Genomic DNA, 26892 nt, shown 5'->3' with positions numbered 1-26892 from the left:
GGCCCGGGGACGCCCTCGCCGATCGACGTGCCGGGGTCGGGTAACCCGCGTGGAAGCCGGTTACACCTCTGGCCCGTCCTCGCCCGGGCGACCCACCTGTGCCGCGGGCCAGGTGTACTCGACCTCGTCCACCACGATGTCCGGGGCCAGCCGCAGCGGGCGCTCGGCCGTGCGCAGGCCGCCTTGGCGCTCGTAGAACACGATCGCACGATCGTTGCCCCGCAGCACCTCCAGGAAGACGTCCCGGCCCGGGTGCGTGGCGGCCGCCCACGCGAGGCCGCGACGCAGCAGGCTCCGGCCGAGGCCGGTGCCGACGCGGTCCGGGCGCACATGCAGGTTGTCGACGTGCACACGGCCGTCCGCCGCGGTGCACAGATACACGAAACCGTGCAGCTCACCGCCCTCGTCGGCGATCAGCAGCAGCCGGTCCGTGTCACCCTCGGCGAGCCCGGCCGTCCGCCCCCGCCACGTCTCCCGGTGCTCCTCGGCCACCGGACCGTGCAGATAGGCGGCGGGCAGGAGAGCGGCGTACGCGCTGCGCCAGCTGGCCGTGTGGAGGGCGGCGATACGGTCGGCGTCGGCGGTGGTGCCCCGTGCGATCAGCATGGGGCAGGGTAACTCCGGGGCGGGGCAAGGGTGTACGGGCTGCGAGGGTCGCGGGTTCGCACGGGCTGTGGACGTCCGCGGCCAGTCGGCCCGTACGTCGTGGGGGGCGGGGCCGTGAGGTCGTACGCCGTCGGGGGCGGGGCACGGTGACCTGTACGCCCCCGCGGATCCGCCGCCCGCAGATCCGCCGCCCGCAGATCCGCCGCCCCTCAGTCCGCCGCCCCTCAGTCCGCGCGCGCCGTCAGCACGCGCGGTCCCGCTTCCGTGATCGCCACCGTGTGCTCGGCGTGTGCCGCGCGTGAACCGTCGTTGGTGCGCAGGGTCCAGCCGTCCGCGTCCGCGTGGTAGCCGTCCGTGCCGCCGCCGATGAGCATCGGCTCGATCGCCAGGACCATGCCGTGGCGCAGCTTCATGCCGCGGCCGGGGCGGCCTTCGTTGGGCACCCCCGGGTCCTCGTGCATCCGGCGGCCGATGCCGTGGCCGCCGAAGCCGTCCGGGATGCCGTACCCGCCCTCGCGGCACACCGTGCCGATCGCGTGCGCGATGTCGCCGATGCGGTTGCCGACGACGGCGGCCGCGATACCGGCGGCCAGCGCCCGCTCCGCCGTCTCGATCAGGCGTACGTCGGCCGGGCGCGGGGTGCCGACCGTGAAACTGATCGCCGAGTCGCCGACCCAGCCGCCCAGTTCGGCGCCGAAGTCCATCGAGACCAGGTCGCCGTCGCGCAGCTTGTAGCGGGTCGGGATGCCGTGCACGATCGCGTCGTTCACGGAGGCGCACAGCACGGCGGGGAACGCGGTCGGCGCGAAGGAGGGCCGGTAGCCGAGGAAGGGCGAGGTCGCGCCGGCCTCGCGCAGCACGTCGTGCGCCACCTCGTCCAGCTCCAGCAGGGAGACACCCACGTCGGAGGCCTTGCGCACGGCCGTGAGGGCACGCCCCACGACCTGGCCGGCCTCGTACATGGCGTCGATCGATGTGTCCGTCTTCAGCTCCACCATGCCAATTACTATACCGGTATTAGAATGGTGTCATGGTGCGCACCCCACTGACCCCACAAGAGCGTGAACGCGGCGAGCGGCTCGGCCGGTTTCTGCGCGAGGCCCGCGGCGGCCGCAGCATGGCCGACGTCGCGGCGCGCGCGGGCATCTCCGCGGAGACGCTGCGGAAGATCGAGACCGGCCGGGCGCCCACGCCCGCCTTCTTCACGGTCGCGGCCCTGGCGGGAGTGCTGGGGCTGTCCATGGACGACCTCGTGGTGAGGTGTGTGCTGGTGCCTGTCTGACGACGGCGGGCGCACAGCGTCGGATCGTCCCGCCGGGGATCTTTGCGCCCGGTTCGAAAAGCCTCCGTAGCCGCGCCGTAACACAACTGGTGTTTTCTACGGACCGGAGTACTCCGGTCTGGCGGGAGTTGTGCGATGGCAGTGGAACAACTCCCGGGTCGGGTGCGGGAGTTCGCGAACTACCTGAACGGTCTGCTGGCGCGCCTGGACCAGGGCGGCGGCTGGTGCGCGGTGTTCTGGCAGCGCGACCCTGACGGCATGCGGGCCTGTCTCGAGGGGCTCGAAGTGCCGCCCTGGGACGTGGTGGAGGCACTGCTGCAGGATCTGGCCACCGAGTACGGCCCGGGCGCCGCGACCGCCGAGGCCGAACAGGCCCGGGCCCTGCACGCCGCGGCGCTGTCCGCGTTCGACGCCCGGCCCGGCGGCCGCGACGCCCTCGGCGACCGGCTCGACGTCATGCTCCGCGAACAGCGCTACGCCGCCGAACGCCAGGCGCAGCTGGGCCGTTCGCTGGCCGCCGCCACCTCCCAGGAACAGGCCGACGCCCTCCGCCTCGACCTCGCCTGGGCCCGTGACGACCACGAACGGGCGACCGTCCGGTGCGCGGAACTCCGTTCCCGGATACAGCAGTTGGACCACCGCTCGGCACAAGGCCAGGCCCACGCGATCCGCCGCGGACGCATCGGCGGGGTGTTCCGTATCGAGACCGAGTACGGCCCGGGCGACGCGGATGACGCCGACCAGCGGGGCGACCGGATCCCGGACATGCCGCAGCAGCGTGAGGCGGCTACGGCCGCGGAGGCGGCGGGCTGGCGCGAGGACACGCGGTGGGAGGGCGTCGGCTCGCACGACACTCCGGCCGTCTCCGATGGACCCGGGTGGGCAGCGACGCGCGACGAGGCCGGTCCAGGGCGCCCCGCCGCGGATGAGTACGAGGACACCGGCACCGTCGACGTGCCGCCATCCCCCGACCCCGAACCCACCCCCAAGCAGCGCAAACGCCGGCGTGGCAGCGCCCGCTTCGCCGGGATCGTCGAGGAGGAGACGGCCCCCGTCGTCGTACCGCCCACCGCCGTGCCCACCCTGCCCGCGCCCGCCGCCCGAACCCGCCGTACTCCGCGCGGCGCCCGGTTCGCCGGGGCCGCCGACGAGCCCGAGGCGCGGCCGGAGCCGCAGGCCGAGCCGGTGGACGAGGGGGCCGGGCGGGAGGTCGTGGAGACGGTCGAGACGCTGGTGCGGCTGCGCGCGGAGGGGCGCAGCGGCGAGGCCCACGCGCTGCTCGTCGAGGCCGCCTACTGGCCCGCGGCCCGTTTCCCGCGGCTCGCCGGCGAGCTCCAGCGTGCCGGGCTCGGGCACGACTGGGCGACCCTGCTGTGGGAGGCCGCCTCGCTGCCCGCCGAGCGGCTGGTCGCCGCGGCGGACGCGCTGGTCGAGGCCGGGCGCGGCGGTGACGGGGAGCAGATCCTGCGGCAGGGCGTGGCCCGGCCCGCCGAGGAGATCGGCGCCGCCGTGCTGGGCCTGGTCGCCGAGGGCCGCCGCCGTGAGACGCGTGCGCTGCTCGACGCCTACGTCCGGGTCCGCACCCCCGAGGAAGCGGCCCGCAGCGCCGCCCCCGGCCCGCAGACCCTCGTGCCGCTGCTGCTGGAGGCCGCCCGGGGCGTCTCGGAGGAGCGTCACTGGGACCTCGTCCACGCGCTGAGGGTCGCCGGTTTCACCGCCTGACGGGCCCGGCCGATCACCCACGAGAGTGTGAAACGTGATCGACTCCGCGGGTTAACGACGATGGTCTTGGCAAGGCTCCCGGAGAGGCTTACTTTCGACCCTCTACGGCCTGCATCTACGGGCGTAGAGGCTCTGAGGTCCCGTCGAAGGAGCAGCTCATGGCCAACGTCGTACGTGCCGCTCTGGTCCAGGCCACCTGGACCGGCGACACCGAGTCCATGGTGGCGAAACACGAGGAGCACGCCCGGGAGGCGGCCCGGCAGGGCGCGAGGATCATCGGGTTCCAGGAAGTGTTCAACGCCCCCTACTTCTGTCAGGTCCAGGAGCCGGAGCACTACCGCTGGGCCGAGCCCGTGCCCGACGGACCGACCGTGGTTCGTATGCAGGAGCTCGCCCGCGAGACCGGCATGGTCATCGTCGTGCCGGTCTTCGAGGTCGAGCAGTCCGGCTTCTACTACAACACCGCGGCCGTGATCGACGCCGACGGCACCTTCCTCGGCAAGTACCGCAAGCACCACATCCCCCAGGTCAAGGGCTTCTGGGAGAAGTACTACTTCAAGCCGGGCAATGTCGGCTGGCCCGTCTTCGACACCGCCGTAGGCAAGGTCGGCGTCTACATCTGCTACGACCGGCACTTCCCGGAGGGCTGGCGGCAACTCGGCCTCAACGGCGCCCAGTTGGTCTACAACCCGTCGGCCACCCACCGCGGGCTCTCCTCCTACCTCTGGCGCCTGGAACAGCCCGCCGCGGCCGTCGCCAACGAGTACTACGTCGCCGCGATCAACCGGGTCGGCGTCGAGGAGTACGGCGACAACGACTTCTACGGCACCTCCTACTTCGTGGACCCGCGCGGCCAGTTCGTGGGGGACACCGCCAGCGACAAGGAGGAGGAACTGCTCGTCCGGGACCTCGACTTCGACCTCATCGAAGAGGTACGGCAGCAGTGGGCCTTCTACCGGGACCGACGGCCCGACGCCTACGAAGGGCTGGTGCAGCCGTGACCGACAAGGACCTGCTGGGCCGCCACCGGGCCGTCCTGCCCGACTGGCTCGCCCTCTACTACCAGGACCCGCTGGAGATCACCCACGGCGAGGGCCGCCACGTCTGGGACGCCGAGGGCAACAAGTACCTCGACTTCTTCGGCGGCATCCTGACCACGATGACCGCGCACGCGCTGCCCGAGGTCACCAAGGCGGTGAGCGAACAGGCCGGGAGGATCATCCACTCGTCCACGCTCTACCTCAACCGGCCCATGGTGGAACTGGCCGAGAGGATCAGCCAGTTGTCCGGCATCCCGGACGCCCGTGTCTTCTTCACCACCTCCGGCACCGAGGCCAACGACACCGCCCTGATGCTCGCGACGACGTACCGCCGCAGCAACACGATCCTGGCGATGCGCAACAGCTACCACGGCCGCTCCTTCAGCGCCGTCGGCATCACCGGCAACCGCGGCTGGTCCCCGACCTCGCTCTCCCCGCTCCAGACGCTGTACGTCCACGGAGGCGTACGGACGCGCGGCCCGTACGCCTCCCTCAGCGACGACGAGTTCATCGCGGCCTGCGTCGACGACCTGACCGACCTGCTCGGCCACACCCGCCCGCCCGCCGCCCTGATCGCCGAGCCCATCCAGGGCGTCGGCGGCTTCACCTCACCGCCGGACGGTCTGTACGCGGCCTTCCGCGAGGTGCTCGCCGAGCGCGGCATCCTGTGGATCGCCGACGAGGTGCAGACCGGCTGGGGCCGCACCGGAGACCACTTCTGGGGCTGGCAGGCACACGGCCGGAACGGCCCGCCCGACATCCTCACCTTCGCCAAGGGCATCGGCAACGGCATGTCCATCGGCGGGGTCGTGGCCCGCGCCGAGATCATGAACTGCCTGGACGCCAACAGCATCTCCACCTTCGGCGGCACCCAGGTCACCATGGCGGCCGGCCTCGCCAACCTGTCGTACCTCCTGGAACACGACCTCCAGGGCAACGCCCGGCGCGTCGGCGGGCTGCTCATCGAGCGGCTGCGGGCCGTCGCCGCGCAGACTCCCGGCGTACGGGAAGTGCGCGGGCGCGGGCTGATGATCGGCATCGAGCTCGTCAAGCCCGGCACCGACCAGGCCGACCCGGACGCGGCGAGCGCCGTCCTGGAGGCGGCCCGCGAGGGCGGGCTGCTGCTCGGCAAGGGCGGCGGCCACAACACCAGCGCGCTGCGGGTCGCACCGCCCCTGTCCCTGACCGTCGCGGAGGCCGAGGAGGGCGCCGCGATCCTCGAGAACGCTCTGAGGAGCATCCACTAGCACCACGCTCAGCAAGGGAAACACCGTCATGACCACCACCTTGGACCACCTGGAACCGGCCCTGTCCGTCCGCCAGGTCCTCACCCTGGAACGGGTCCTCGCCGGGGAGCCCGAGGTGGTGGCCGGCGCGGCCCAGCTCGACCGGGCCGTGCGCTGGGTGCATGTCGCCGAGGCGCCCGACGTCGGCGTCATGCTCACCGGCGGGGAGATGGTCCTCACCACCGGGGTGCTGCTCGCGGGCGACGAGGGGGCGCAGGCCGAGTACATCCAGTCCCTGCACCGTGCGGAGGCGGCCGCGGTCGTGCTGGGCCTGGGGCGGGCGTTCCCGGCCCCGCCGGACGTGATGCGGCGGGCGGCCGAGCGGTGCGGGCTGCCCATGGTCGTCCTCCACCGGCCCTTCCCCTTCGCGGTGTTGACGGAGGAGGTGCAGTCCCGGCTGGTACGGCGGAAGTTCGCCGCCGTCAGCCTCTCCGAGGCCGTACGCACCAGTCTCACCGGACTCATCACGGCCGGGGCCCCGCTGCAACGGCTGCTCGACGACGTCGCCCGGCACAGCGCCTGCCCGGTCGTCGTCACCAACCTCGCCCACCGCGTCCTCGCCACGGCGGGGGAGCGGCCGGCCGTGGACGATGTGCTGCGGGACTGGGAGCGCATCGCCCGGCAGGCCGGCGGCAGCGAGGGGGACGGCTGGATCAGGGCCGAGCTGGGCGGGCGCGGGGAGCGGTGGGGACAGATCCTGCTGTGCGGATACCGCGGGGACACCGCCACCGGGCGGCTGCTCGCCGACCGGGCCGCCGAGGCGCTCGTGCTGCACCGCATGCTCGCCGGGAACTCCGCCCACACCTGGGAGGAGCAGTCCGCGCAGAGCCTGCTGACCGACCTGGTCAGCGGGGTCGTACCGGCCAGGCAGCTGCTGCCGCGGGCGCGGGCGGCCGGACTGCCCGTCAACCGGCGCACCTTCGTGCCGCTGGTCGTACGGGACGGCGATCCGGCCGAACTCGACCGCGTGCTACGGCTGTTGGGGCTGTCCGGGATCGTCGCCGAACTCGCTGACGGGGCGACCGCCGTGCTGCTGAGTCTGGCCCGGGACCAGGACGCCTCGGTGCTGACGGCGAACTTCGCGGCCCGGCTGCCGCAGACGGTGGTGGCGGCCGCCGATCCTCGTACGGCGTGGGACGACGTTCCCGCCGGGATGCGCGAGGCCCAGCATGTCGCGGACGCCGTCGCCTCCGGAGCGCTCGACCTCCCGGCCGTCGTCCGCCTCAAGGACGTTCATCTGCGCGGTCTGATACGGCTGTTGCGCGACGATCCGCAGGTGCAGTCCTTCGCGGAGCGGGAACTGGACGGGCTGCTGTGCGACTCGGGCACCGGGGAGGGGCTGCTCGCCGTCCTTCGGACGTATCTCGCCACCGGCCGCAACAAGTCCCGCACCGCCCAGCTCCACCACGTCTCCCGGCCCGCGCTGTATCGCCGGCTGGAAGCGATACAGGGGCGGCTCGGCGTGGACCTGGATGACTTCGAGCAGGCCGCCTCGGTGCACATCGCGCTCCTCGCGCACGACGCGCAACAGGGCTGAAACATGCCACGACCTGGGAAAACGGCGGTGAAACATGGGCCCACGAGAGGGTGACACCGTGGCACGCCGAACGTCCTCAGACGTGACACCGTGCAACTCAAAGCCTGCTTTCGGACTTCCTAGCCTTCTCGCACACCGAGCGACCGGAGGTCCCGATGAGCCGAGTGATTCGCGCCGCCCTGTTCCAGACCGCGTGGACGGGCGACAAGGAATCGATGATCCAGGTACACGAGCAGGCGGCCCGCGACGCGGCCGCGCAGGGTGCTCAGGTCCTGTGCTTCCAGGAGCTGTTCTACGGGCCCTACTTCTGCCAGGTCCAGGACAAGGCGTTCTACGAGTACGCCGAGCAGATCCCCGACGGGCCGATCGTCAAGCGATTCCAGGCGCTGGCCAAGGAGTTGGGCATCGTCCTGATCCTGCCGATGTACGAGGAGGAGCAGCCCGGCGTCCTCTACAACACCGCCGCCGTGATCGACGCGGACGGCTCGTACCTCGGCAAGTACCGCAAGCACCACATCCCCCAAGTGCCGGGATTCTGGGAGAAGTTCTACTTCCGCCCCGGCAACCTGGGATGGCCGGTCTTCGACACCAAGGTCGGAAAGATCGGCGTGTACATCTGCTACGACCGCCACTTCCCGGAGGGATGGCGGGCGTTGGGCCTCGCCGGTGCCGAGATCGTCTTCAACCCGTCGGCCACCTCGCGCGGTCTGTCCGCCTACCTGTGGCAGCTGGAGCAGCCGGCCGCGGCCGTCGCCAACGAGTACTTCGTCGGCGCGATCAACCGGGTCGGTGTCGAGGAGCTCGGCGACAACGACTTCTACGGGACGACCTACTTCGTCGACCCGGAGGCGCAGTTCGTGGGCGAGGTGGCGTCCGACAAGGAGACCGAGCTCGTGGTCCGCGACCTCGACCTCAACAAGCTCCGCGAGGTCCGCGACCGCTGGCAGTTCTTCCGCGACCGCCGTCCCGACGCGTACTCCCCGCTGACCGCTCCCTGACCGGCGTCGCGCATTCCCGCAGGCCCGGTACACGGGGGTCGGGCCTGCGGGGCCCGAGCAGTCTTGAGCAACGTCCGTCATAAGGAGAGGGAGCATGAGTCGTACCGTCATCCGCGGTGGCCTCGTCATCACCGCGTCCGACGAGATCCACGCCGATGTCCTGATCGAGGACGGCCGTATCGCCGCCCTCGCCGCCTCCGGCACCCCGGCCGCCGAGGCCTGGAGCGCCGAGCGGACCATCGACGCCACCGGCAAGTACGTCATCCCGGGCGGCGTCGACGCCCACACCCACATGGAGCTGCCCTTCGGCGGCACCTTCGCCTCCGACACCTTCGAGACCGGCACCCGGGCGGCGGCCTGGGGCGGTACGACGACCATCGTCGACTTCGCCGTGCAGAGCGTCGGCCACTCCCTGCGCGAAGGCCTCGACGCCTGGCACGCCAAGGCCGAGGGCAACTGCGCCATCGACTACGCCTTCCACATGATCGTCTCCGATGTGAACCAGGAGACGCTCAAGGAGATGGACCTGCTGGTGGAGGAGGGCGTCACCTCCTTCAAGCAGTTCATGGCCTACCCCGGGGTCTTCTACTCCGACGACGGCCAGATCCTGCGCGCCATGCAGCGCTCCGCCGAGAACGGCGGACTGATCATGATGCACGCCGAGAACGGCATCGCGATCGACGTGCTGGTGGAGCAGGCGCTGGCGCGCGGTGAGACCGACCCGCGCTACCACGGGGAGGTGCGCAAGGCCCTCCTTGAGGCCGAGGCCACCCACCGCGCCATCAAGCTCGCCCAGGTCGCCGGAGCGCCCCTGTACGTCGTGCACGTCTCGGCCATGGAGGCAGTGGCCGAGCTGGCGCGAGCGCGCGACGAGGGCCTGAACGTCTTCGGCGAGACCTGTCCGCAGTACCTGTTCCTGTCGACGGACAACCTCGCCGAGCCCGACTTCGAGGGCTCGAAGTACGTGTGCAGCACGCCTCTTCGCCCCAAGGAGCACCAGGCCAAGCTGTGGCAGGGCCTGCGGACCAACGACCTCCAGGTCGTCTCCACCGACCACTGCCCCTTCTGCTTCGTGGGTCAGAAGGAGCTCGGGCGCGGCGACTTCTCGAAGATCCCCAACGGTCTGCCGGGTGTCGAGAACCGTATGGACCTGCTCCACCAGGCCGTCGTGGACGGGCACATCAGCCGCCGCCGCTGGATCGAGATCGCCTGCGCCACCCCGGCCCGGATGTTCGGCATGTACCCGAAGAAGGGCACCATCGCCCCGGGCGCCGACGCGGACGTCGTCATCTACGACCCGCACGCCGAGCAGATCATCTCCGCCGAGACCCACCACATGAACGTCGACTACTCGGCGTACGAGGGCAAGCGCCTCACGGGCCGCGTCGAGACGGTCCTGTCGCGCGGCGAACTCGTCATCACCGAGCGGGAGTACACCGGGCACGCAGGGCACGGCACGTACACCCCGCGCTCCACCTGTCAGTACCTCAACTAGGAGTGGCGCACATGGACTTCGGACTCGTCCTGCAGACCGACCCGCCGGCCTCGAAGGTCGTCAGCCTGATGAAGCGGGCCGAGCGCAACGGCTTCACGTACGGCTGGACCTTCGACTCCGCCGTGCTCTGGCAGGAGCCGTTCGTGATCTACAGCCAGATCCTCGCGAACACCTCCAAGCTGACGGTCGGCCCCATGGTCACCAACCCGGGCACCCGCACCTGGGAGGTCACCGCCTCCACGTTCGCCACCCTCAACGACATGTTCGGCAACCGCACGGTCTGCGGCATCGGACGCGGCGACTCCGCGATGCGCGTCGCGGGCCGCACCCCGAACACCCTGGCCCGCATCAGCGAGGCCATGAAGGTCATCAAGGCGCTCGGCTCCGGCCAGGAGGCCGACCTCGGGGGCACGGTCGTCAAGTTCCCCTGGATCAAGGAGGACGCCCAACTCCCCGTCTGGATGGCCGCGTACGGCCCCAAGGCGCTGAAGATGACCGGCGAGGAGGCCGACGGCTTCATCCTCCAGCTCGCCGACCTCTACCTCACCGAGTACATGGTCAAGGCCGTCAAGGACGCGGCCGTCGCCGCCGGGCGCGACCCGTCCGAGGTCAAGATCTGCGTCGCCGCCCCGGCGTACGTCACCGCGGACGACTCGCCCGAGGCGCTCGCCCACGCGCGGGAGCAGTGCCGCTGGTTCGGCGGGATGGTCGGCAACCACGTGGCCGACCTGGTGTCGAAGTACGGCTCCGGCGGCGGCCTGGTCCCGCAGGAGCTCACGGACTACATCAAGGCCCGCGAGGGGTACGACTACTCCCACCACGGCCGCTCCGACAACCCCGACACCGCCTTCGTACCCGACGAGATCGTCGACCGCTTCTGCATCATCGGGCCCGTCGAGAAGCACATCGAGAAGCTCAACGCCCTGCGCGAGCTGGGCGTCGACCAGTTCGCCGTCTACGACATGCACGACGCGCAGGAGACCGTCATCGACGCCTACGGCTCGACGGTGATCCCCGCCGTCAACGCCTGACCCCCGCGGTCCCGTTCCACCCGACCCCCCACACCTTGTCCCCCCTCTCCTCCCCGCCGTCCCGGGGCGGAGAGGGGTGGCGGGGCCGGAGCACCTGCCCGCTCCGGCTCCGCCCAAGGCCCCCGCACGGCCTATCCCGTCCCGCTCTCATCGATTGGCCTGCCCATGACCGACACAGTCCCCACGGGGTCGCCGATATCCCAGTCCGCCGGACCCGACGGCCGGATAGAACTCAGCCCCGGGGCCTACCCCGCCGACAGTCCCTTCGCCAACGAGGACCTGCGTCCCGTACCGGTCTCCGAGCGCAAGTGGACGACGTACAACTTCGCGGCCCTGTGGATCTCCATGGCCCACTGCATCCCCAGCTGGACCCTGGCCTCGGGCCTGGTCGCGCTCGGCATGGACTGGAAGCAGGCCGTCTTCACGATCGCCCTGGCCAACATCATCGTGCTGCTCCCGATGCTGGCCACCGGGCACGCCGGACCCAAGTACGGCATCCCCTTCCCGGTCCTGGCCCGCGCCTCCTTCGGTCTGCGCGGCGCCAACATCCCGGCACTGATCCGGGCGGCGGTGGCGTGCGGCTGGTTCGGCATCCAGACCTGGATCGGCGGCAGCGGCATCTTCGCGCTGGGCTCCAAGCTCACCGGCGGGCACTGGGAGAACGCGGGGAAGATCGCCGGCAACCCGTGGCCGCTGTGGCTGTGTTTCCTGCTCTTCTGGGCGCTCCAGATCGCGATCATCTACCGCGGCATGGACTTCCTGCGGCACTTCGAGAACTGGGCCGCGCCCGTGGTGATCGTCGGCGCGTTCGTGCTGCTGATCTGGATCGCGGTCAAGGCCGACGGGTTCGGCGCGCTGCTCGACCAGCCCTCCAAGCTGGGCTGGGGCCCGGACTTCTGGCCGGTCTTCTTCCCGTCGCTCATGGGCATGATCGGCTTCTGGGCCACGCTGTCGCTCAACATCCCCGACTTCACCCGCTTCGGCGCCAGCCAGAAGGCACAGACCTGGGGGCAGTCCCTCGGCCTGCCCACGACCATGACGTTGTTCGCGGTCCTCGCCGTGCTGGTCACCTCCGGCTCCGAGGTCGTCTACGGCGAGGCCGTCTGGGACCCGGTCGCGCTGGCCGCCAAGACGGACAACGCCTTCGGTCTGCTCTTCGCGCTGTTCATCGTCCTGATCGCCACCATCTCCGTGAACATCGCGGCGAACGTGGTCTCACCGGCGTACGACCTGGCGAACCTGGCACCGAAGCTCATCAACTTCCGTACGGGCGCGCTGATCACGGGAGTCGTCGGCATCCTGATCTTCCCGTGGAAGCTCATCTCGACGCCCGAGTTCTACATCTTCACCTGGCTCGGCGTGGTCGGCGGTCTGCTCGGCACGGTCGCGGGCATCCTCATCGCCGACTACTGGATCGTGCGCAGGACGGTTCTGCACCTGGCGGACCTGTACACGCCCGGCGGACGCTACTGGTACTCCAACGGCTGGAACTGGCGGGCGATCGCGGCCTTCGTGGTCGGTGGCCTGCTCGCGGTCGGCGGCTCGTACTCGGGGGTCGGCGCGGACGGGTCCAAGACGGGGCCGTTCCCGACCGACGGACTGGTGCCGTTCCTCAAGCCTCTGGCGGACTACGGCTGGGCCGTGGGCCTGGGCGCCTCGATGGTGCTCTACCTCGCGCTGATGCTGCCGAAGGGCAGGGAGCAGGAGGGCATCAAGGCCTGACGGGCCGTTGCCGCAACGGGAGGGCGGCCGGTTCTACCGGCCGCCCTCCAGTGCCGCCACCGCGTCCTTCGCCGCCTTGATGGCGCCCTTGTTGATGACGTCCGTGTCGGGCGCCTTCTTCGACTCGAAGTCGCTGCCGTTGTAGGTGACGATCACCAGGGCGTTGGAGGCCTGGACGATGACCGTGCCCTCGCGGGTCTGCTGCTTGTCCTCGGTGGTGACGTTCACCACCGAGTAGCCCTGGTCGCCCAGGCCCGGCACATCCCCTCCGCCGCTCTTCTCCTCGATGCGTTCCTTGTACGACTTCTGCGCCGCTTCGTCCGAGTCCGTGATCTCGAAGGACACGTCGAGCCAGCGGTAGTCGTACCCCTTGAGCGCGTTCCAGGAGCACGTGCGGCGCAGCTTCGCGTCCGTCGACGGGATCTCCTTGCCGGCCGTCTTGGCGCCCGGAACCAGAGACTTGACGGTCTTCGTGGCGATGCTGCCGCACGGCGAGGGGGAGGCGGCGTACGCCTTCGAGGCGGCCGCCGTCGCGGGGGCCGAGGCGGACTGTGTGGTGCCGCCCTTCGACGCGGAGTCGTCGTCGGTGCTCGGGGCCGGGGCGGAGGACAGCGACCAGCCCGCGGCGGCGAGCACGACGACCGGGGACAGACGCGCGGTCAGGGCGAGCGGCAGAGGAAGGGAACGCACAGGCGCACTTTCCGTGGGGGACGGTGCGGAAGGTGTCCGAACTGCGGACGGGACGCCAGTGTCACACGACTCCCTGTGGGGCGGAAGTGCCAACTCGCTCCGTACATGTGCGGTGACTGTGGCCCGGTGTTGACGCGTCGTGTGTCCCGTTATGTCCGCACGGAGTTGCGGGTGAACGCCGATTCGATCCGGTCGACCGCCAGGAACGCCCCGTACGCGACGAGGCGCACCAGACGGTGGTCCGTGTGTTCGGGACGGCGCCAGGCGGCCACGTCCTCGTCCGTGATCCGGTACGGCGCGAGGGCGGCCAGCAGCGCGAGGCGGGCCCCGGGCCGCTCACGCCGGTCGGGGAAGGGGTCGGGGGAGAGGGCCGGGTGCGCTCCGTCCCAGTCCAGCAGCACCTCCTCCACGAGGTCCTGGTCCTCGGCGTCGAGCAGGGCACCACCCGTCATGGCCGCCCTCAGCAGCGCCGCGTAGGCGGGACCCACGGCCGTGCCGCCCGCCCACGCGGGGGACTCGCCGGGGTCGGGCAGATCGAGCAGCGCGAGTGCCGCACCCGGGCGGGCCGGGCGGCGTACGGTCCGGGCCAGCGTGCGGCCGACGAGACTGCGGACCGCGCGGAACCGCTGGGCGTTGCCCGGCAGCAGGTTCTCGGTCACCAGCGCGGAGACGATCCGGTTGATGAAGTGGAAGGCGAGCGCGGTCCCGAGGTAGCCGGGGGCGTGCTCGTCCGGGAACGGATACGGCTCGGGGCCGAGGCCGCCCGGTACGCGGGTCAGCTTTCCCCACTCCAGCACGCGCGCGTGCTCCTCGTTCTCGGGCCGCTCCCCGCGCGCGAGGCGCTCGGCCAGGGCGTGGTCGCCGGTGGCGTGCAGCAGCACGGTGTGCGCGTCCACGCCGAACGGGCACCGGTTGGCGAGCGACACCCCGAGGGCGGCCAGCTCCTTGCCGGTGCGGCCGCCGGGGCCCGCGATCAGCGACTCGCGCATCAACGCCCAGGCGGGGGCGAGGAGTTCGGGGGCGGAGGACAGGACCACGAAGGTGACCGGTTCGTCGATGCCGAACTCCCGGGCGAGCTGTTCGTAGACCTCGGCGACGCGACCGGTGGCCGCCTTGGGCGGCGGTGGCTCGGTGTAGCGGAAGGGTGTGGACATGGGAAGCAGCGTGCGCCGGGTGGAGGCCCCCGGTCGTCGTACGTCCGAAGGGAGTCGAGGCTGCGCCGGCGGGGCGGGACGGGCCCTCGGCGTACTGCGAGGGGAGTAGGCGCAGAGTTGTCCACAGGGCTGACGCGGGTGTCGGCACGGCCCTCTACTGTGCGGACATGGGCGGGCACATGGTCACACACAAGGGGCTTGCCGACGCGGCGCTGGCGGTCGTGGTCGGCGCGTTGGCGATGACCACGGTCGCCTTCGACGGGGACATGGGATGGCTGGACTACGGCCTGGTGGCGGTGAGTTCGGCCGCACTCGGCTTCTACCGGGCGGCCCCACGGGCGGTGCTGGCCGTCTCGACCGCCTTCGGCGCCGCCTACGTCCTGCACGCGCAGCCCGGACTGCCGGCCGCCCTGCCCGTCCTGGCCGCCGTGCACACGGCGGCACGGGTGGGGCACCGCGGCTGGGCCCTCCTGGCGAGCGGCCTGTACCTGACGGCGTACGTGGCGACGGGCCCGGCGACCCGGGACATCGTGGAGAACGCGGCGCTGCTCGCGGGCTGGTTCCTCTTCGCCGCGGTGACAGGGCTGGCCGACCGCAACTGGCAGGCGTATCTGCGCCAGACCGAACAGCGTGCCCTGGAGGCGGAACGCACCCGTGAGGAGGCGGCGCTGCGCCGGGCCGGCGAGGAACGCCTGCGGATCGCCCGCGAGTTGCACGACTCCCTCACCCACAGCATCTCGATCGTCAAGCTCCAGGCGGGCGTCGCCGTGCACCTCGCCCGCAAACGGGGCGAGGAGATACCGCCCGCCCTGCTGGCCATCCAGGAGGCGAGCGGCGAGGCCATGCGGGAACTGCGCTCCACGCTGGAGGTGCTGCGCACCGACGAGGTCGTCGGCACGCCCGCCCTGCTGGTGGAGCGTGCGCGAGCCGCCGGACTCGCGGTGGACCTCACGGTGACGGGCGAGGAGTGCGAGCTGGGCGCGACGGTCGAGAAGGCGGTGTACCGCACGGTCCAGGAGGCGCTGACCAACGCGGCACGGCACGCCGGGCCCGCGAAGGTGCGGGTGCGGCTCGCCTACGGGGAGGGCCAGGTGACGGTGGCCGTGGAGGACGACGGGAACGCCGCCCCGGACCGGCCGTTCGCGCCGGGCATCGGCCTGACCGGCATGCGGGAGCGCGTGACGGCGCTCGGCGGGACCCTGCACGCCGCACCGCGCACCGAGGGCGGCTTCGCGGTACGGGCCGAACTGCCGGTGGGGGAGGCCGGATGATCCGGGTGGCGCTCGTCGACGACCAGGCGCTGATGCGGGCCGGCTTCCGGGCCCTGCTGGACGCCGAGGACGGCATCGAGGTGGTCGGCGAGGCGGCCGACGGGGAACAGGGCCTGGCGCTGGTGCGGGCCGAGGTGCCCGACATCGCGCTGGTCGACGTGCAGATGCCGGTGATGACGGGCATTGAAGCCACGCGCCACATCGCCGCGGACCCCGCCCTGACCGGCGTACGCGTGGTGATCCTCACCAACTACGGCCTCGACAGCTATGTCTTCGAGGCACTGCGCGCCGGCGCCAGCGGCTTCCTCCTCAAGGACACGGACCCCGCGGACCTGTTGCAGGCGATCGACGTGGTGGCGGGCGGCGAGGCGCTGCTGTCGCCGTCGGTCACCCGCACCCTGATCGGCGAGTTCGTCTCCAGACCCCCGGACCGCGCCACCGCCCCCGGCCTGGAGTGCCTCACCCCGCGCGAACGCGAGGTGACCGCCCTGGCCGCGCGGGGGCTGACCAACGAGGAGATCGCCGCGCACATGGTCATCAGCCCGTTCACGGTCAAGACGCACGTCAGCCGCGCGATGACGAAACTGGCGGCCCGGGACCGGGCCCAACTGGTGGTGTTCGCCTACGAGTCGGGGCTGGTGCGGGCACGCGAGTGAATTCCCGTTGCGTGGCACGGGCACCGATCAGCAACCTGGGCCCATGACAGAGACGACACAGCCCCGGCAGCCCGCCGTCCGCGACGAGATCCTCGCCTACTACGCACGCGGCGAGGAGGACGCCCGCCTGCGGGACGGAGGCGCTTGCGCCGGGCGGCTGGAGTTCTGGCGCACGCAGGACGTGCTGCGCCGGCTGCTGCCCCCGGCACCGGCCCGGGTGCTGGACGTCGGCGGCGGCACCGGGGTGCACGCGGAGTGGCTGGCGCGGGACGGGTACGCGGTCGAACTCGTCGACCCCGTACCGCTCCACGTGGAGCAGGCGGCGCGGATCCCCGGCGTCACCGCCCGCCTCGGCGACGCCCGGGCACTGCCCGCCGCCGACACCGCCCACGACGTGGTGCTGCTCCTCGGCCCGCTGTACCACCTGCCCGAACGCGCCGACCGGGTCAGGGCGTTGACGGAGGCCCACCGGGCGGTCCGGCCGGGCGGACTGGTGGTCGCGGCGACCATCAACCGGTTCGCGGGACTGCACGACCTGCTGAGCAAGGAGCTCTACTTCGACCCGGCACAACGCGCCCGCACCGACGCGGTCGGCGACCACGGCCGGCACGGCACCGAGGGCGGCCTGTTCACCACCGCCTACTTCGCCCGACCCGAGGAGGCCCCCGCCGAGTTCACCGACGCCGGGCTCACCGTCGACGGCCAGTACGGCCTGGAGGGCGCCGCCTGGCTGATGGGCGGCGTCGAGGACTGGCTGGACGACCCGGCACGCCGTGAGGCCGTCCTGGCGGCGAGCCGACGCATCGAGTCGGAACCGACGCTGCTGGGGATCAGCGGACATCTCCTCACGGCGGGCACACGGCCCGCATAGCTTCCTTCGTACGATCATGGGGCCGCGGCCCCCGAGCGAGGAGTCTCCCGTGTTCACCACCCGACCCACCCTCCAGGGCACCTTCGGCATGGTGTCCTCCACCCACTGGCTCGCCTCGCAGTCGGCGATGGCCGTGCTGGAGGACGGCGGCAACGCCTACGACGCTGCCGTGGCGGGGGCGTTCGTGCTGCACGTGGTCGAGCCGCACCTCAACGGGCCCGCCGGGGAGGTGCCGATCCTGCTCGCCCCCGCCGGCGGCGAGGTACGGGTGCTGTGCGGACAGGGCGTCGCCCCGGCCGGGGCCTCCGTCGCGCACTACAAGGAGCTCGGGCTGGACCTCGTCCCCGGCACGGGCCCCCTCGCGGCCGCCGTCCCCGGCGCCTTCGACGCCTGGATGCTCCTGCTCCGCGACCACGGGACCAAGCCCCTCGCCGAGGTGCTCAGGTACGCCATCGGGTACGCCGAGGACGGCCACGCGCCCGTGGAGAACGTCGGGACGACCGTCGAGACCGTGAGGGAACTGTTCGAGACCGAGTGGACCTCGTCGGCGGAGATCTATCTGCCCGGCGGACAGGCCCCCCGGCCCGGCGGGCTGTTCCGCAACCCCGCGCTGGCCGCCACCTGGAAGCGGCTGCTCGCCGAGGTCGACGCGGCGGGCGACCGGGTCGCGCAGATCGAGGCGGCGCGCGAGATCTGGCGCTCCGGGTTCATCGGCGAGGCGCTCGTACGGCAGGCGCGGCGGCCCACCATGGACACCAGCGGGGAGCGGCACACCGGCACGCTGACGGCCGACGACCTCGCCGGGTGGTCCGCGACGTACGAGACGCCGGCGACGTACGACTGGCAGGGGTGGACGCTCTGCAAGGCCGGCCCCTGGAGCCAGGGCCCGGCGCTCCTCCAGCAACTCGCGCTGCTCCCGGCCGAGCTGCCCGCGTACGGGTCCGCCGACTACGTCCACCTGCTGATCGAGGGCTGCAAGCTCGCCATGGCCGACCGGGAGGCCTGGTACGGCGACGCGGCCGAGGTACCGCTCGACGAGCTGCTCTCGGACGCGTACAACGCGCAACGGCGGGCCCTGGTCGGCGACAAGGCCTCGTACGAACTGCGGCCCGGCGAGCCCGGAGGCCGCGCGCCCCGGCTGTCCGCGCACGCGCACGTGGTCGTGACGGACGACCCCGGCTTCAGCCCCATGGGCGCGGGGGAGCCCACCGTCGCCAAGGGCCCGGACTCCCCGGTGCCCGGCGAGCCCGACGTCACCGCCGACGGCACCACCCGCGGCGACACCTGCCACCTCGACGTCGTCGACCGCTGGGGCAACATGGTCGCCGCCACCCCCAGCGGCGGCTGGCTCCAGTCCAACCCCGTCGTGCCCGAGCTGGGCTTCCCGCTCGGCACCCGGCTCCAGATGACCTGGCTGGAGGAGGGCCTGCCGAACTCGCTGACGCCGGGCCGCCGACCCCGGACCACCCTCACGCCCTCCATCGCGCTGCGCGACGGCGTGCCCGTCATGGCCTTCGGCACGCCCGGTGGGGACCAGCAGGACCAGTGGCAGCTGCACTTCTTCCTCGCGGTCGCGCTGCGGTCGGCGGTGCGCGGGGGCCTGGACCTCCAGGGCGCGATCGACGCGCCCAACTGGCACAACGACAGCTTCCCGGGGTCCTTCTACCCGCGCGGCATGCGGCCGGGCAGTGTGACGGTGGAGGCCCGCATGGAGGCCGGGGTCGTCGAGGAGCTGCGGCGGCGCGGGCATGACGTGACGGTCGGCGACGCCTGGTCGGAGGGGCGGCTGTGCGCGGTCGCCCGGGACCCGGGGACGGGGATTCTGTCGGCCGCGGCGAATCCGCGGGGGATGCAGGGGTACGCGGTGGGCCGCTGAGCCCACGTCGGTTGGCCGGGCCCACGTCGGTTTCCCGGGTCCGCGTCGGGGCCTGGGTCCGCGTCGGCGTCGCTCCCGGCCGTTGATCCCATATCCCGGTATTCAGCGTGATTCCACCCACAGTCCACCCATCGGGTGGGGATTGTCAGTGGGGCGTGCTCTTATGGAGTCATGATCGAAGACACGGAAACCATCGACGAGTTTCTCGCCCGCCACTCGGCCGACGTGGAGGAGGCCCTCCGCAAGGCCGCCGCGGCCGAGATCATGCCCCGCTTCCGCCAGCTCGCCGCGCACGAGGTCGACCAGAAGAGCGGGCCGCACGACCTGGTGACGGACGCCGACCGGCTGGCCGAGCAGCACCTCACCGAGGCGCTCGCCACCCTCCTGCCCGGCTCCGTCGTGGTCGGCGAGGAGGCGGTGCACGCCAACCCGGCCTCGTACGAGGCGATACGGGGCGACGCCCCGGTCTGGATCGTGGACCCGGTCGACGGGACACGGCAGTTCGTGCGCGGGGAGGACGGCTTCAGCACCCTGGTCTCGCTCGCCCAGGGCGGCGTGCTGCGCGCCTCGTGGATCTACGCGCCCGCCCGTGACCAACTCGCCACCGCCGTACGGGGCCAGGGCGCGTTCCTCGACGGCGAGCGGCTGTTCGCCGGACCGCCGGAGCCCGGCCGGGACCTCGAAGTGGCCACCTCTCACCCGGACTACACGACGGACGACCAGAAGCGCGCCCTGCTGGGGCTGTGGACGGACGGCATCGCCCCGCGCGCCTGCGGTTCCGCGGGTCTGGAGTATCTCGCCATCGCCCGTGGCCAGTTGGACGGCACCGCGTTCTCCTGGGAGGCGGCCTGGGATCACGCCGCGGGCCTGCTCCTCGTCGAGGAGGCGGGCGGCGCCCATCTCACCGTCACCGGCGAGCCGTTCCGCATCACCGGTGGCAACGCCCTGCCGTTCACCACGGCACGGGACGCGGCGACGGCGCGGCGGATCGCGGGATTGCTGGCGGGCGGGGTCTGAGGCACGGCTCTGCGGGTGGGTGCGGCTGGGTTCCGAGGCGCGCACCGGCGGGTGGGTTCCGTGGTGTGCGACCCACGGTGACCGCCCGGACACCGCCCGCGCTCGAGTCCCCCGCGACCCGGGACTGAAGGTGCCCCGTCATATCCTGATCCAGTGGCCACCGGCTGACGAAGGGGTCCGAAGGTGTCGTCGATGCTTGACGCATGCGTGGTGGGTGCGGGACCGAACGGACTGACCGCTGCCGTGGAGCTGGCCCGCCGCGGCTTCTCCGTGGCCCTCTTCGAGGCGCGTGACACCGTCGGCGGGGGAGCCCGCACCGAGGAACTCACGCTGCCCGGCTTCCGGCACGACCCGTGCTCCGCGGCACACCCCCTGGGCATCAACTCACCCGCGTTCCGCGCCCTTCCGCTGGAGCGTTACGGCCTTGAGTGGCTGCACGCCGACCTCCCCATGGCCCACCCCTTCACCGACGGCACCGCCGCCGTGCTGTCCCGTTCGGTCGCCGAGACGGCCGCCTCGTTCGGGCCCCGCGACGCGGGGGCGTACCGCAGGCTGGTCGAGCCGTTCCTGCCCCGATGGGACACCCTGGTGCGGGACTTCATGTCGCTGCCGCTGACCGCGCTGCCCCGCGACCCGGTGACCCTCGCCCGCTTCGGCCTCGTCGGTCTGCCCCCCTCGACCTGGCTGCTGCGCCGCTTCCGCGACGAGCGCGCCAAGGCGCTGTTCGCCGGTCTGGTCGCGCACGTCATGGCGCCCCTGTCCGGCTTCGCCACGGGCGCCATCGGCCTGGTCTTCGCGCTCGCCGCGCATGCCCGCGGCTGGCCCGTCGCCCGTGGCGGCTCCCAGTCCATCTCCGACGCGCTCGCGGCCTACCTCAAGGACCTCGGCGGCGCCATCCACACCGACTACGAGGTCAAGCGCCTCGACGACCTGCCGCCCGCCCGCGCGTACATCTTCGACACCTCGCCCACCGCGCTGGCCCGTATCGCCGGCTTCGGCCGCTACTACGACAACTACCGTTACGGTCCAGGCGTGTTCAAGGTCGACTACGCGCTCGACGGCCCGGTGCCCTGGACCGCGCCGGAGCCCCGCACCGCCGGCACCGTGCAGATCGGCGCGGACGCCGCCGAGATCGGCACCGCCCTGCGCGCGGCGTCCCGGGAGGGCAGGGCCCCCGACAAACCGTTCATGATCACCGTGCAGCCCAGCGTGGTCGACCCCACCCGGGCCCCCGAGGGCAAGCAGGTCTTCTGGGCCTACGGCCATGTCCCCAGCGGCTGGACCGGGGACCTCACCGACGCCCTGGAGCGCCAACTGGAGCGTTTCGCCCCGGGGTTCCGCGATCTGGTCCTGGCCCGCGCGACCGCGGGCCCACCCGAACTGGCCGCCCGCAACGCCAACTACGTCGGGGGCGACATCGGCTCCGGAGCGGTCAGCGGACTGCAGATCCTGCTGCGCCCCAAACTCTCCCTGTCCCCGTACGGCACCCCGCACCCGGCCGTCTTCATCTGCTCGTCCGCCACCCCGCCGGGCCCGGGAGTGCACGGCATGTCCGGGCACAACGCGGCGAAGGCGGTGTGGCGGAAGCTGCGCCAGACCTGAGGGCGCGCCGGGCACGAGGAAGGCAGACATGACCACCATCACACTCGTCCAGGGCGACATCACCGGCGAGACCGCCGACGCCATCGTCAACGCGGCGAACTCCTCCCTGCTCGGCGGCGGAGGCGTCGACGGCGCCATCCACCGCCGCGGCGGTCCGGCGATCCTGGAGGACTGCCGCAAACTCCGCGCCTCGCACCACGGCAAGGGCCTGCCGACGGGCCGCGCGGTCGCGACCACGGCAGGCGATCTGCCCGCCCGCTGGGTGATCCACACCGTGGGACCCGTGTTCAGCCGGTCCGAGGACCGCTCCGACCTGCTCGCCTCCTGCTACCGCGAATCCCTGCGCGTCGCCGACGAACTCGGCGCCCGCACCGTCGCGTTCCCCGCCATCTCCACCGGCGTATACCGCTGGCCGATGGAGGACGCGGCCCGTATCGCCGTGGAGACGGTACGAGCGGCGGAGACGAGCGTCGAGGAGGTCAGGTTCGTCCTCTTCGACGAGGCCGCGTACGGGGCGTTCGCCGCAGCGGTCGGCTGACGCGGGCGCACGTACGCGACCGGGCCGCCCGGAGATTCCGAGCGGCCCGGCGGACGCAGCCGTCACTGCATCACCGGCAGCGCCGGCACCTCCGGCAGGCCGCCGCCGAGGAGCCCGGTGACCAGTCCCAGCACCGGGGACAGCAGGCCGGTGACCGCGCTCAGCACTCCGCCGAGGTCGAGCGAGGTCAACGCGCTGATCAGACCCTGGACCGCGGACGTGAGCGAGGACAGCAGATCAGCCACGGGGTCGGCCGCCGGGGCCACGGACCGGTCGGCGGGGCTGTCCAGATTCCGCAGACGCTCCTGGACGGTGGAGTTCCAGGCCCGCAGCTCCTGCGCGTACGCGGCCGCCGCCTCCGGGTCGAGCCGGGTGCCGTCCACCTCTCCGACGTCCGCGACCGTGTCGAGGAGGGGCGCCAGTGCGTCGTCGTGGTCGAGGAGCGTGTCCGTCTCGGCGCCGGAGCGCGGAGCGGCCTCGCTGATGCTCAGACCCGGCACTGCTCGGCCCGCGTCGCCGACGGCGGCGGCGGTGCCGGCCGGTCCGAGGACCAACGCGGCACAGACCAGGGGCGGCACGAGGAGGCCGCGGGAGACTAGGGCGCGCATGGAGTTCCTTTCGACGCGCTGGAAGCTGCTGCTCTTGCGCCCACGGTGGGAACCGCCCCGACACCCCGCAACCGATCCCACCGCCCCCACCCGCGCAAGCGCTCCGCCCAGGCGACGCTGACCAGGGACTTTTTCGCAGAACGCGGCTCCTTACGGGTGTCAGCGCCACGTTCCGCCGTCAGAGGGTGCCGCTCGGCCGTACACCGCCACGGGCACCGCGAGCAGCGGCAGCGACAGCACGGCCTCGTGCCGGCGTCTGCCGGGTCACCCCGCGTGCCAGGCCGCCCCGCGCAGCGACCGCAGCGTGTCCGGGTGCACCTCGGCTGTGCCCGCCGGATCATGGAACCCCCTGCCCCGGAGAACGGGAGGTTCCTGTGGGGTCGGACTTCCCCGTCCCACGGACCCTGCTGTCCGAGGACGTCGAGACGCTGCTGGCGGGCGCGACCGCGGAGCTGGGGCGTGAGTACCGCGTGCTGCGGGAGATCGTGGAGGGTGGGGCGGCGGCCGTGGCGGTCCTCGACACCCGGCTGCGCTATGTGTACGTCAACCCCCACATGGCCCGGATCGTCGGCGTACCCGCCGAGGACCAGCTCGGACGGACCCTCGCCGAGGTCGTACCGGGGGTGGAGCGGCCGGAGGAGGTGCCGCGGGCGGTGCTGCGGGACGGCCGGCCGCGCGACGTCCTCATCGCCGGGGACATGGGCACAGGTGCGTCCCGTCGGCCGCGGGAGTGGCACAGCACGTACCACCGGCTCCAGAACGAGCGCGGCGCGGTCGTCGGACTCGTGGCCATCGGCGTGGAGGTCACCGAGCCGCGCCGCTATCTCAACGAGCTGGAACGGGCCCACGGCCGAATGGCCATGCTGCACGCGGCCACCCTGCGGATCGGCACCACGCTCGACCTGGCGACCACCTGCCAGGAACTCGTCGACTTCGTCGTACGCGACCTCGCCGACGGGGCCTCGGTCGAACTGGTCGTGGAGAACGAGCCGGTGCGCTTCCCGCGGGCCCCAGCCGCCGGGATGATGCGGATGCGGCGGGCCGCCGTGAGCGCCCGGCCGGAACTCGCGGCGCGGCTCGGCGGGCTGGCGGGCCCGGACGACGTGAACGACCACGGGCCGACGTCCCCCATGCGCCGCTGCCTGGAACGCGGGCGGCCCTTCGTGACGAGCATGCCGACCCGGGTCCGGCCGAGGGGGCCCTACGCGGAGCGGCTGGAGCGCTACCGCGCCGCCGGGATCCACTCCACGCTGGTCGTGCCCCTGCGGACCGACTCCCGCAGCGTGGGCGTCCTCGCGATGGTCCGGGCGGGCTCCTCACCCGCCTTCACCGCCGAGGACGCCGTGGTGGCGCAGGAAATCGCCGGACGCGCCTCCCACGCCATGGAACGCGCCCAGCGCTACAACCGCGAGCACACCATGGCCCTGGAACTCCAGCGGGCCCTGCTGAGCGAGCCGACCCTGCCGCACCCGGACCTGGAGACCGCCTCCCGCTATCTCCCGGCCGACGACAGCGCGGTCGTCGGCGGCGACTGGTACGACTCGCTGGCGCTTCCGCACGGCCGCAATCTGCTGGTCATCGGAGACGTCATGGGCCACGGCGTCGAGGCCGCCGTCGCCATGAGCCACTACCGCTCCATGCTGCGCGCCCTCGCCTCCTCCGGACTGCCCCTGCACGAGATGCTCGCCGCCGCCGACCGCATGGTCGCCGGGTCCGGCTTCGAACGCGTCGCCACCTGCCTGCTCGCCCTGGGCGACCCGGCCACCGACACCGTCAGCTACGCCAACGCCGGCCACCTGCCACCCCTGCGCGTCCTGCCCGACGGCCGCGTCGAACTGGTCCCGCTCCCGGCCGGCCCACCCCTGGGCACCGGCATGGGCGTCTACGAGACATCCGTCCGCCCGGGCGTCCCCGGCGGGGTGCTGCTCCTCTACACCGACGGCCTCGTGGAACGCCGAGGCGAGGACATCGACGTCTCCCTGCACCGCCTGACACAACTGCGCCTCCAGCCCGGCGGAGGCCTGGACGAGATCCTCGACGGAATCCTGGCTCACGCGGCAGCGGGCCCGACCCACGACGACGTCGCCCTGTTGGCGGCCCGGGCCCGGGTGCGCTGAGCCGACGAGCGCGGACGGTATCCGGGCCGACGGTGCGGTGCCGGGTCCGGTCTCCCCGTGCGCCCGCCGTGGGATCGCCGGGTGGTCGGCCGAGGTGCTACGGCGGTGCCGTGCCGGGTCCGTGGTCTCGCCCTGCGCCCGCCCGCCGCGGGATCGCGCTCCGCGCCGAGTGGTCGGCCGATGCTCTACGACGGTGCCGTAGCCGCCCCCGACCCGTCAGCCCCGCCGCCCGCTTACCCGCCGCCGCAATCCCCACCCCACGGCCACCGCCGGCCCGCACGCCAGCAGCAGCGCCAACGCGCCGTACCCGTACGTCAAGGTCGCCGCCACGGCCACCCCCGCGACCAGCAACGGCCCGCCCGCGTCGCCCAGTTCACGTCCCAGCTCGGCCGCGCCCATGGTCTGCCCCAGCCGTTCCTGAGGGGTCGCCGAGGCGAGGGCCGCGAAGCCGAGCGGGGTGATCAGGCCTGTGCCCGCGCCGATGAGGGCCGCGGCGAGCAGTACGCCCGTCAGGCCCGGCAGCATCGCGCAGGCCAGGCCCGCCGCCGCGAGCAGCAGCCCCACGACGAGCCCGCCGCGCGCCGTGATGCGCCCCGCGTCCAACGCCCGCCCCGCCCGCGGCTGCACGACCGCCGCGCACGCCGCCAGCACCGAGACCGCCGCACCCGTCGCCACGGTCCCGAGCCCGGCCCGCGCCCCCGACACGGGAAGGAACCCGACGCCCACCGACAGCGCGGCGGTCGCCCCCGCGAGCGCGGCCGTCGGCACCAGGAACACCGGATCGGCCAGTCGTCGCGCCAGGTCGACGACCGTCTGCCGGGCCCGGGGGAGCGGCGGTACGACGGGTACGGCGACCAGCGCCCACACCGCCACGGACGCCCCCAGCACCGCCAGCACCGTGAACAGCAGCCGCAGTCCGCCCGCCCACACCAGCACCCCGCCCAGCAGCGGACCGAGCGTGTAGCCGATGGACTTGTAGAAGCCGTAACTCCCGAACGCCCGCCCGTGCTTGGCCGCCGGATTGAGCCGGGCCACCAGCGCGGAAGCGGGGGGGGAGAACGCCGAGGCGGCCGCACCCTGCCCGAGCCGCGCGGCCCACAGCCAGCCCGGACTGTCGGCGAGGGCGTACAGCGCGGACGCCACGGCGAACGCCACCAGCCCGCCCAGCAGCACCGGGCGCGCCCCGATGCGGTCGGCGATCGTGCCGAACACCGGCTTCAGCAGCACCTCGGCGCCGTCGTACAGCGCGAGCAGTCCGCCCAGCACCAGCAGCGAGGTGACCGCGTCCTCCGTGTCCCCGCCGAGGTTCGCGGCGATGCCGTGCGCCCCGAACGCGGTGGTGAAACCGGCCGCGTACAGCGGCCACATCCGGCGCGCGGGCGCCTCACTCGGTGGCGTCACTGAGACCGAGACGCAGGTGCTCCACGTGGTAGACGGCCTGGTCGAGCAGCTCGGCGACATGGTGGTCGTGCAGCGCGTACACGACCGACCGGCCGCGGCGCTCACCGACGACCAGACCGAGGTTGCGCAGCAGCCGCAACTGGTGCGAACACGCCGACTGCTCCATCCCCACCTCCGCCGCCAACTCCGTCGCGGGCAAGGGGCCTTCACGCAGCCGCGCGAGGATCAGCAGCCGGGAAGGGGTCGAGAGGGCCTGGAGCGTGGTGGCGACCTTCGCGACGTTGCCCGCGTCGAGGCGTACGCGCTCGTCGTCGGTGGTGGTGACGGCTCCATGACCCATGCGGGGTATCTTACTCATCGGACATGAACAGA

The 26892-nt window shown here is 72.5% G+C and carries 24 protein-coding genes; 17 read left to right on the top strand and 7 right to left on the bottom strand.

Translation table 11 applies throughout. From position 1 onward, the window contains the following. Positions 1–60: 60 nt before the first annotated feature. Positions 61–606 carry a GNAT family N-acetyltransferase gene (locus ACFY0U_RS05975; protein WP_388630855.1) on the bottom strand — a complete coding sequence of 182 codons (546 nt, stop codon included), beginning with the start codon at positions 604–606 and terminating at the stop codon, positions 61–63. 224 nt (positions 607–830) lie between these two features. Further along, positions 831–1604 carry a type I methionyl aminopeptidase gene (map, locus tag ACFY0U_RS05970; RefSeq protein WP_388630853.1) on the bottom strand — a complete coding sequence of 258 codons (774 nt, stop codon included), beginning with the start codon at positions 1602–1604 and terminating at the stop codon, positions 831–833. Between the two features lie 32 nt (positions 1605–1636). On the opposite strand from map, the gene ACFY0U_RS05965 reads away from it, so the two are divergent. The 9 genes from ACFY0U_RS05965 to ACFY0U_RS05925 all read left to right on the top strand — a co-directional run bounded on the left by ACFY0U_RS05965 (position 1637) and on the right by ACFY0U_RS05925 (position 12719). Then, positions 1637–1888 carry a helix-turn-helix domain-containing protein gene (locus ACFY0U_RS05965; protein WP_388630850.1) on the top strand — a complete coding sequence of 84 codons (252 nt, stop codon included), beginning with the start codon at positions 1637–1639 and terminating at the stop codon, positions 1886–1888. A 135-nt stretch (positions 1889–2023) separates the two neighbouring features. Continuing rightward, positions 2024–3610: a hypothetical protein gene (locus tag ACFY0U_RS05960; RefSeq protein ID WP_388630847.1), complete on the top strand. Its 1587-nt coding sequence runs from the start codon at positions 2024–2026 to the stop codon at positions 3608–3610. A gap of 158 nt (positions 3611–3768) precedes the next feature. Continuing rightward, positions 3769–4611, top strand: a complete 843-nt coding sequence (locus tag ACFY0U_RS05955; RefSeq protein ID WP_388630844.1) for a nitrilase-related carbon-nitrogen hydrolase — start codon at positions 3769–3771, stop codon at positions 4609–4611. Further along, positions 4608–5897, top strand: coding sequence for an aspartate aminotransferase family protein (locus ACFY0U_RS05950; protein ID WP_388630841.1), 1290 nt, complete (start codon positions 4608–4610; stop codon positions 5895–5897). Before ACFY0U_RS05955 ends, ACFY0U_RS05950 begins: the two co-directional genes overlap by 4 nt. Before the next feature lie 28 nt (positions 5898–5925). Continuing rightward, positions 5926–7473: a PucR family transcriptional regulator gene (locus ACFY0U_RS05945; RefSeq protein WP_388630838.1), complete on the top strand. Its 1548-nt coding sequence runs from the start codon at positions 5926–5928 to the stop codon at positions 7471–7473. Between the two features lie 155 nt (positions 7474–7628). Further along, a complete protein-coding gene (locus tag ACFY0U_RS05940) occupies positions 7629–8471 on the top strand; it encodes a nitrilase-related carbon-nitrogen hydrolase (RefSeq protein WP_388630836.1) in 843 nt (280 codons plus the stop codon). 94 nt (positions 8472–8565) lie between these two features. Continuing rightward, positions 8566–9966, top strand: a complete 1401-nt coding sequence (gene hydA / locus ACFY0U_RS05935) for a dihydropyrimidinase (protein WP_388630833.1) — start codon at positions 8566–8568, stop codon at positions 9964–9966. Between the two features lie 11 nt (positions 9967–9977). Further along, the gene (locus ACFY0U_RS05930) at positions 9978–10997 is read left to right on the top strand and encodes a TIGR03842 family LLM class F420-dependent oxidoreductase (RefSeq protein WP_388630830.1); all 1020 of its coding nucleotides are present in this window, start codon (positions 9978–9980) and stop codon (positions 10995–10997) included. A gap of 165 nt (positions 10998–11162) precedes the next feature. After that, positions 11163–12719, top strand: coding sequence for an NCS1 family nucleobase:cation symporter-1 (locus ACFY0U_RS05925; RefSeq protein WP_388630826.1), 1557 nt, complete (start codon positions 11163–11165; stop codon positions 12717–12719). Between the two features lie 33 nt (positions 12720–12752). On the opposite strand, the gene ACFY0U_RS05920 is transcribed toward ACFY0U_RS05925, so the two are convergent. Beyond that, positions 12753–13409, bottom strand: a complete 657-nt coding sequence (locus ACFY0U_RS05920; RefSeq protein ID WP_388630823.1) for a hypothetical protein — start codon at positions 13407–13409, stop codon at positions 12753–12755. A 149-nt stretch (positions 13410–13558) separates the two neighbouring features. After that, positions 13559–14563, bottom strand: coding sequence for a DNA-binding protein (locus ACFY0U_RS05915; protein ID WP_388630820.1), 1005 nt, complete (start codon positions 14561–14563; stop codon positions 13559–13561). Between the two features lie 167 nt (positions 14564–14730). Here ACFY0U_RS05915 and ACFY0U_RS05910 point away from each other — a divergent pair, with 167 nt between their 5' ends. The 7 genes from ACFY0U_RS05910 to ACFY0U_RS05880 all read left to right on the top strand — a co-directional run bounded on the left by ACFY0U_RS05910 (position 14731) and on the right by ACFY0U_RS05880 (position 22394). After that, complete coding sequence (locus ACFY0U_RS05910) at positions 14731–15834, top strand: histidine kinase (RefSeq protein WP_388630817.1); 1104 nt, start codon at positions 14731–14733, stop codon at positions 15832–15834. Further along, complete coding sequence (locus ACFY0U_RS05905; RefSeq protein WP_388630814.1) at positions 15831–16490, top strand: response regulator; 660 nt, start codon at positions 15831–15833, stop codon at positions 16488–16490. The genes ACFY0U_RS05910 and ACFY0U_RS05905 overlap by 4 nt, the downstream gene beginning before the upstream one ends. A gap of 43 nt (positions 16491–16533) precedes the next feature. Continuing rightward, complete coding sequence (locus tag ACFY0U_RS05900) at positions 16534–17361, top strand: class I SAM-dependent methyltransferase (RefSeq protein ID WP_388630811.1); 828 nt, start codon at positions 16534–16536, stop codon at positions 17359–17361. 49 nt (positions 17362–17410) lie between these two features. Next, entirely contained in the window at positions 17411–19237 is a 1827-nt protein-coding gene (locus ACFY0U_RS05895; protein ID WP_388630808.1) for a gamma-glutamyltransferase family protein, read from the top strand. A 171-nt stretch (positions 19238–19408) separates the two neighbouring features. After that, positions 19409–20254 carry an inositol monophosphatase family protein gene (locus ACFY0U_RS05890; protein ID WP_388630805.1) on the top strand — a complete coding sequence of 282 codons (846 nt, stop codon included), beginning with the start codon at positions 19409–19411 and terminating at the stop codon, positions 20252–20254. A 192-nt stretch (positions 20255–20446) separates the two neighbouring features. Beyond that, positions 20447–21856: a phytoene desaturase family protein gene (locus tag ACFY0U_RS05885; protein WP_388630802.1), complete on the top strand. Its 1410-nt coding sequence runs from the start codon at positions 20447–20449 to the stop codon at positions 21854–21856. A gap of 28 nt (positions 21857–21884) precedes the next feature. After that, entirely contained in the window at positions 21885–22394 is a 510-nt protein-coding gene (locus ACFY0U_RS05880) for an O-acetyl-ADP-ribose deacetylase (RefSeq protein WP_388630799.1), read from the top strand. Positions 22395–22456: 62 nt separating this feature from the next. Here the strand turns inward: ACFY0U_RS05880 and ACFY0U_RS05875 are convergent, their stop codons facing one another. Continuing rightward, positions 22457–23002, bottom strand: a complete 546-nt coding sequence (locus tag ACFY0U_RS05875) for a hypothetical protein (RefSeq protein ID WP_388630797.1) — start codon at positions 23000–23002, stop codon at positions 22457–22459. Positions 23003–23376: 374 nt separating this feature from the next. On the opposite strand from ACFY0U_RS05875, the gene ACFY0U_RS05870 reads away from it, so the two are divergent. After that, positions 23377–25119 carry a SpoIIE family protein phosphatase gene (locus ACFY0U_RS05870; RefSeq protein WP_388630794.1) on the top strand — a complete coding sequence of 581 codons (1743 nt, stop codon included), beginning with the start codon at positions 23377–23379 and terminating at the stop codon, positions 25117–25119. Positions 25120–25335: 216 nt separating this feature from the next. On the opposite strand, the gene ACFY0U_RS05865 is transcribed toward ACFY0U_RS05870, so the two are convergent. Next, positions 25336–26487 (bottom strand): MFS transporter, encoded by a 1152-nt coding sequence (locus tag ACFY0U_RS05865; RefSeq protein ID WP_388632364.1) that lies wholly within the window; start codon positions 26485–26487, stop codon positions 25336–25338. A 16-nt stretch (positions 26488–26503) separates the two neighbouring features. Next, complete coding sequence (locus ACFY0U_RS05860) at positions 26504–26860, bottom strand: ArsR/SmtB family transcription factor (protein WP_388630792.1); 357 nt, start codon at positions 26858–26860, stop codon at positions 26504–26506. Between the last annotated feature and the right edge of the window lie 32 nt (positions 26861–26892).

This window comes from Streptomyces sp. NPDC001536 (assembly GCF_042894505.1).
GTDB lineage: Bacteria > Actinomycetota > Actinomycetes > Streptomycetales > Streptomycetaceae > Streptomyces.
This window is presented reverse-complemented; position numbering and strand designations above follow the sequence as displayed.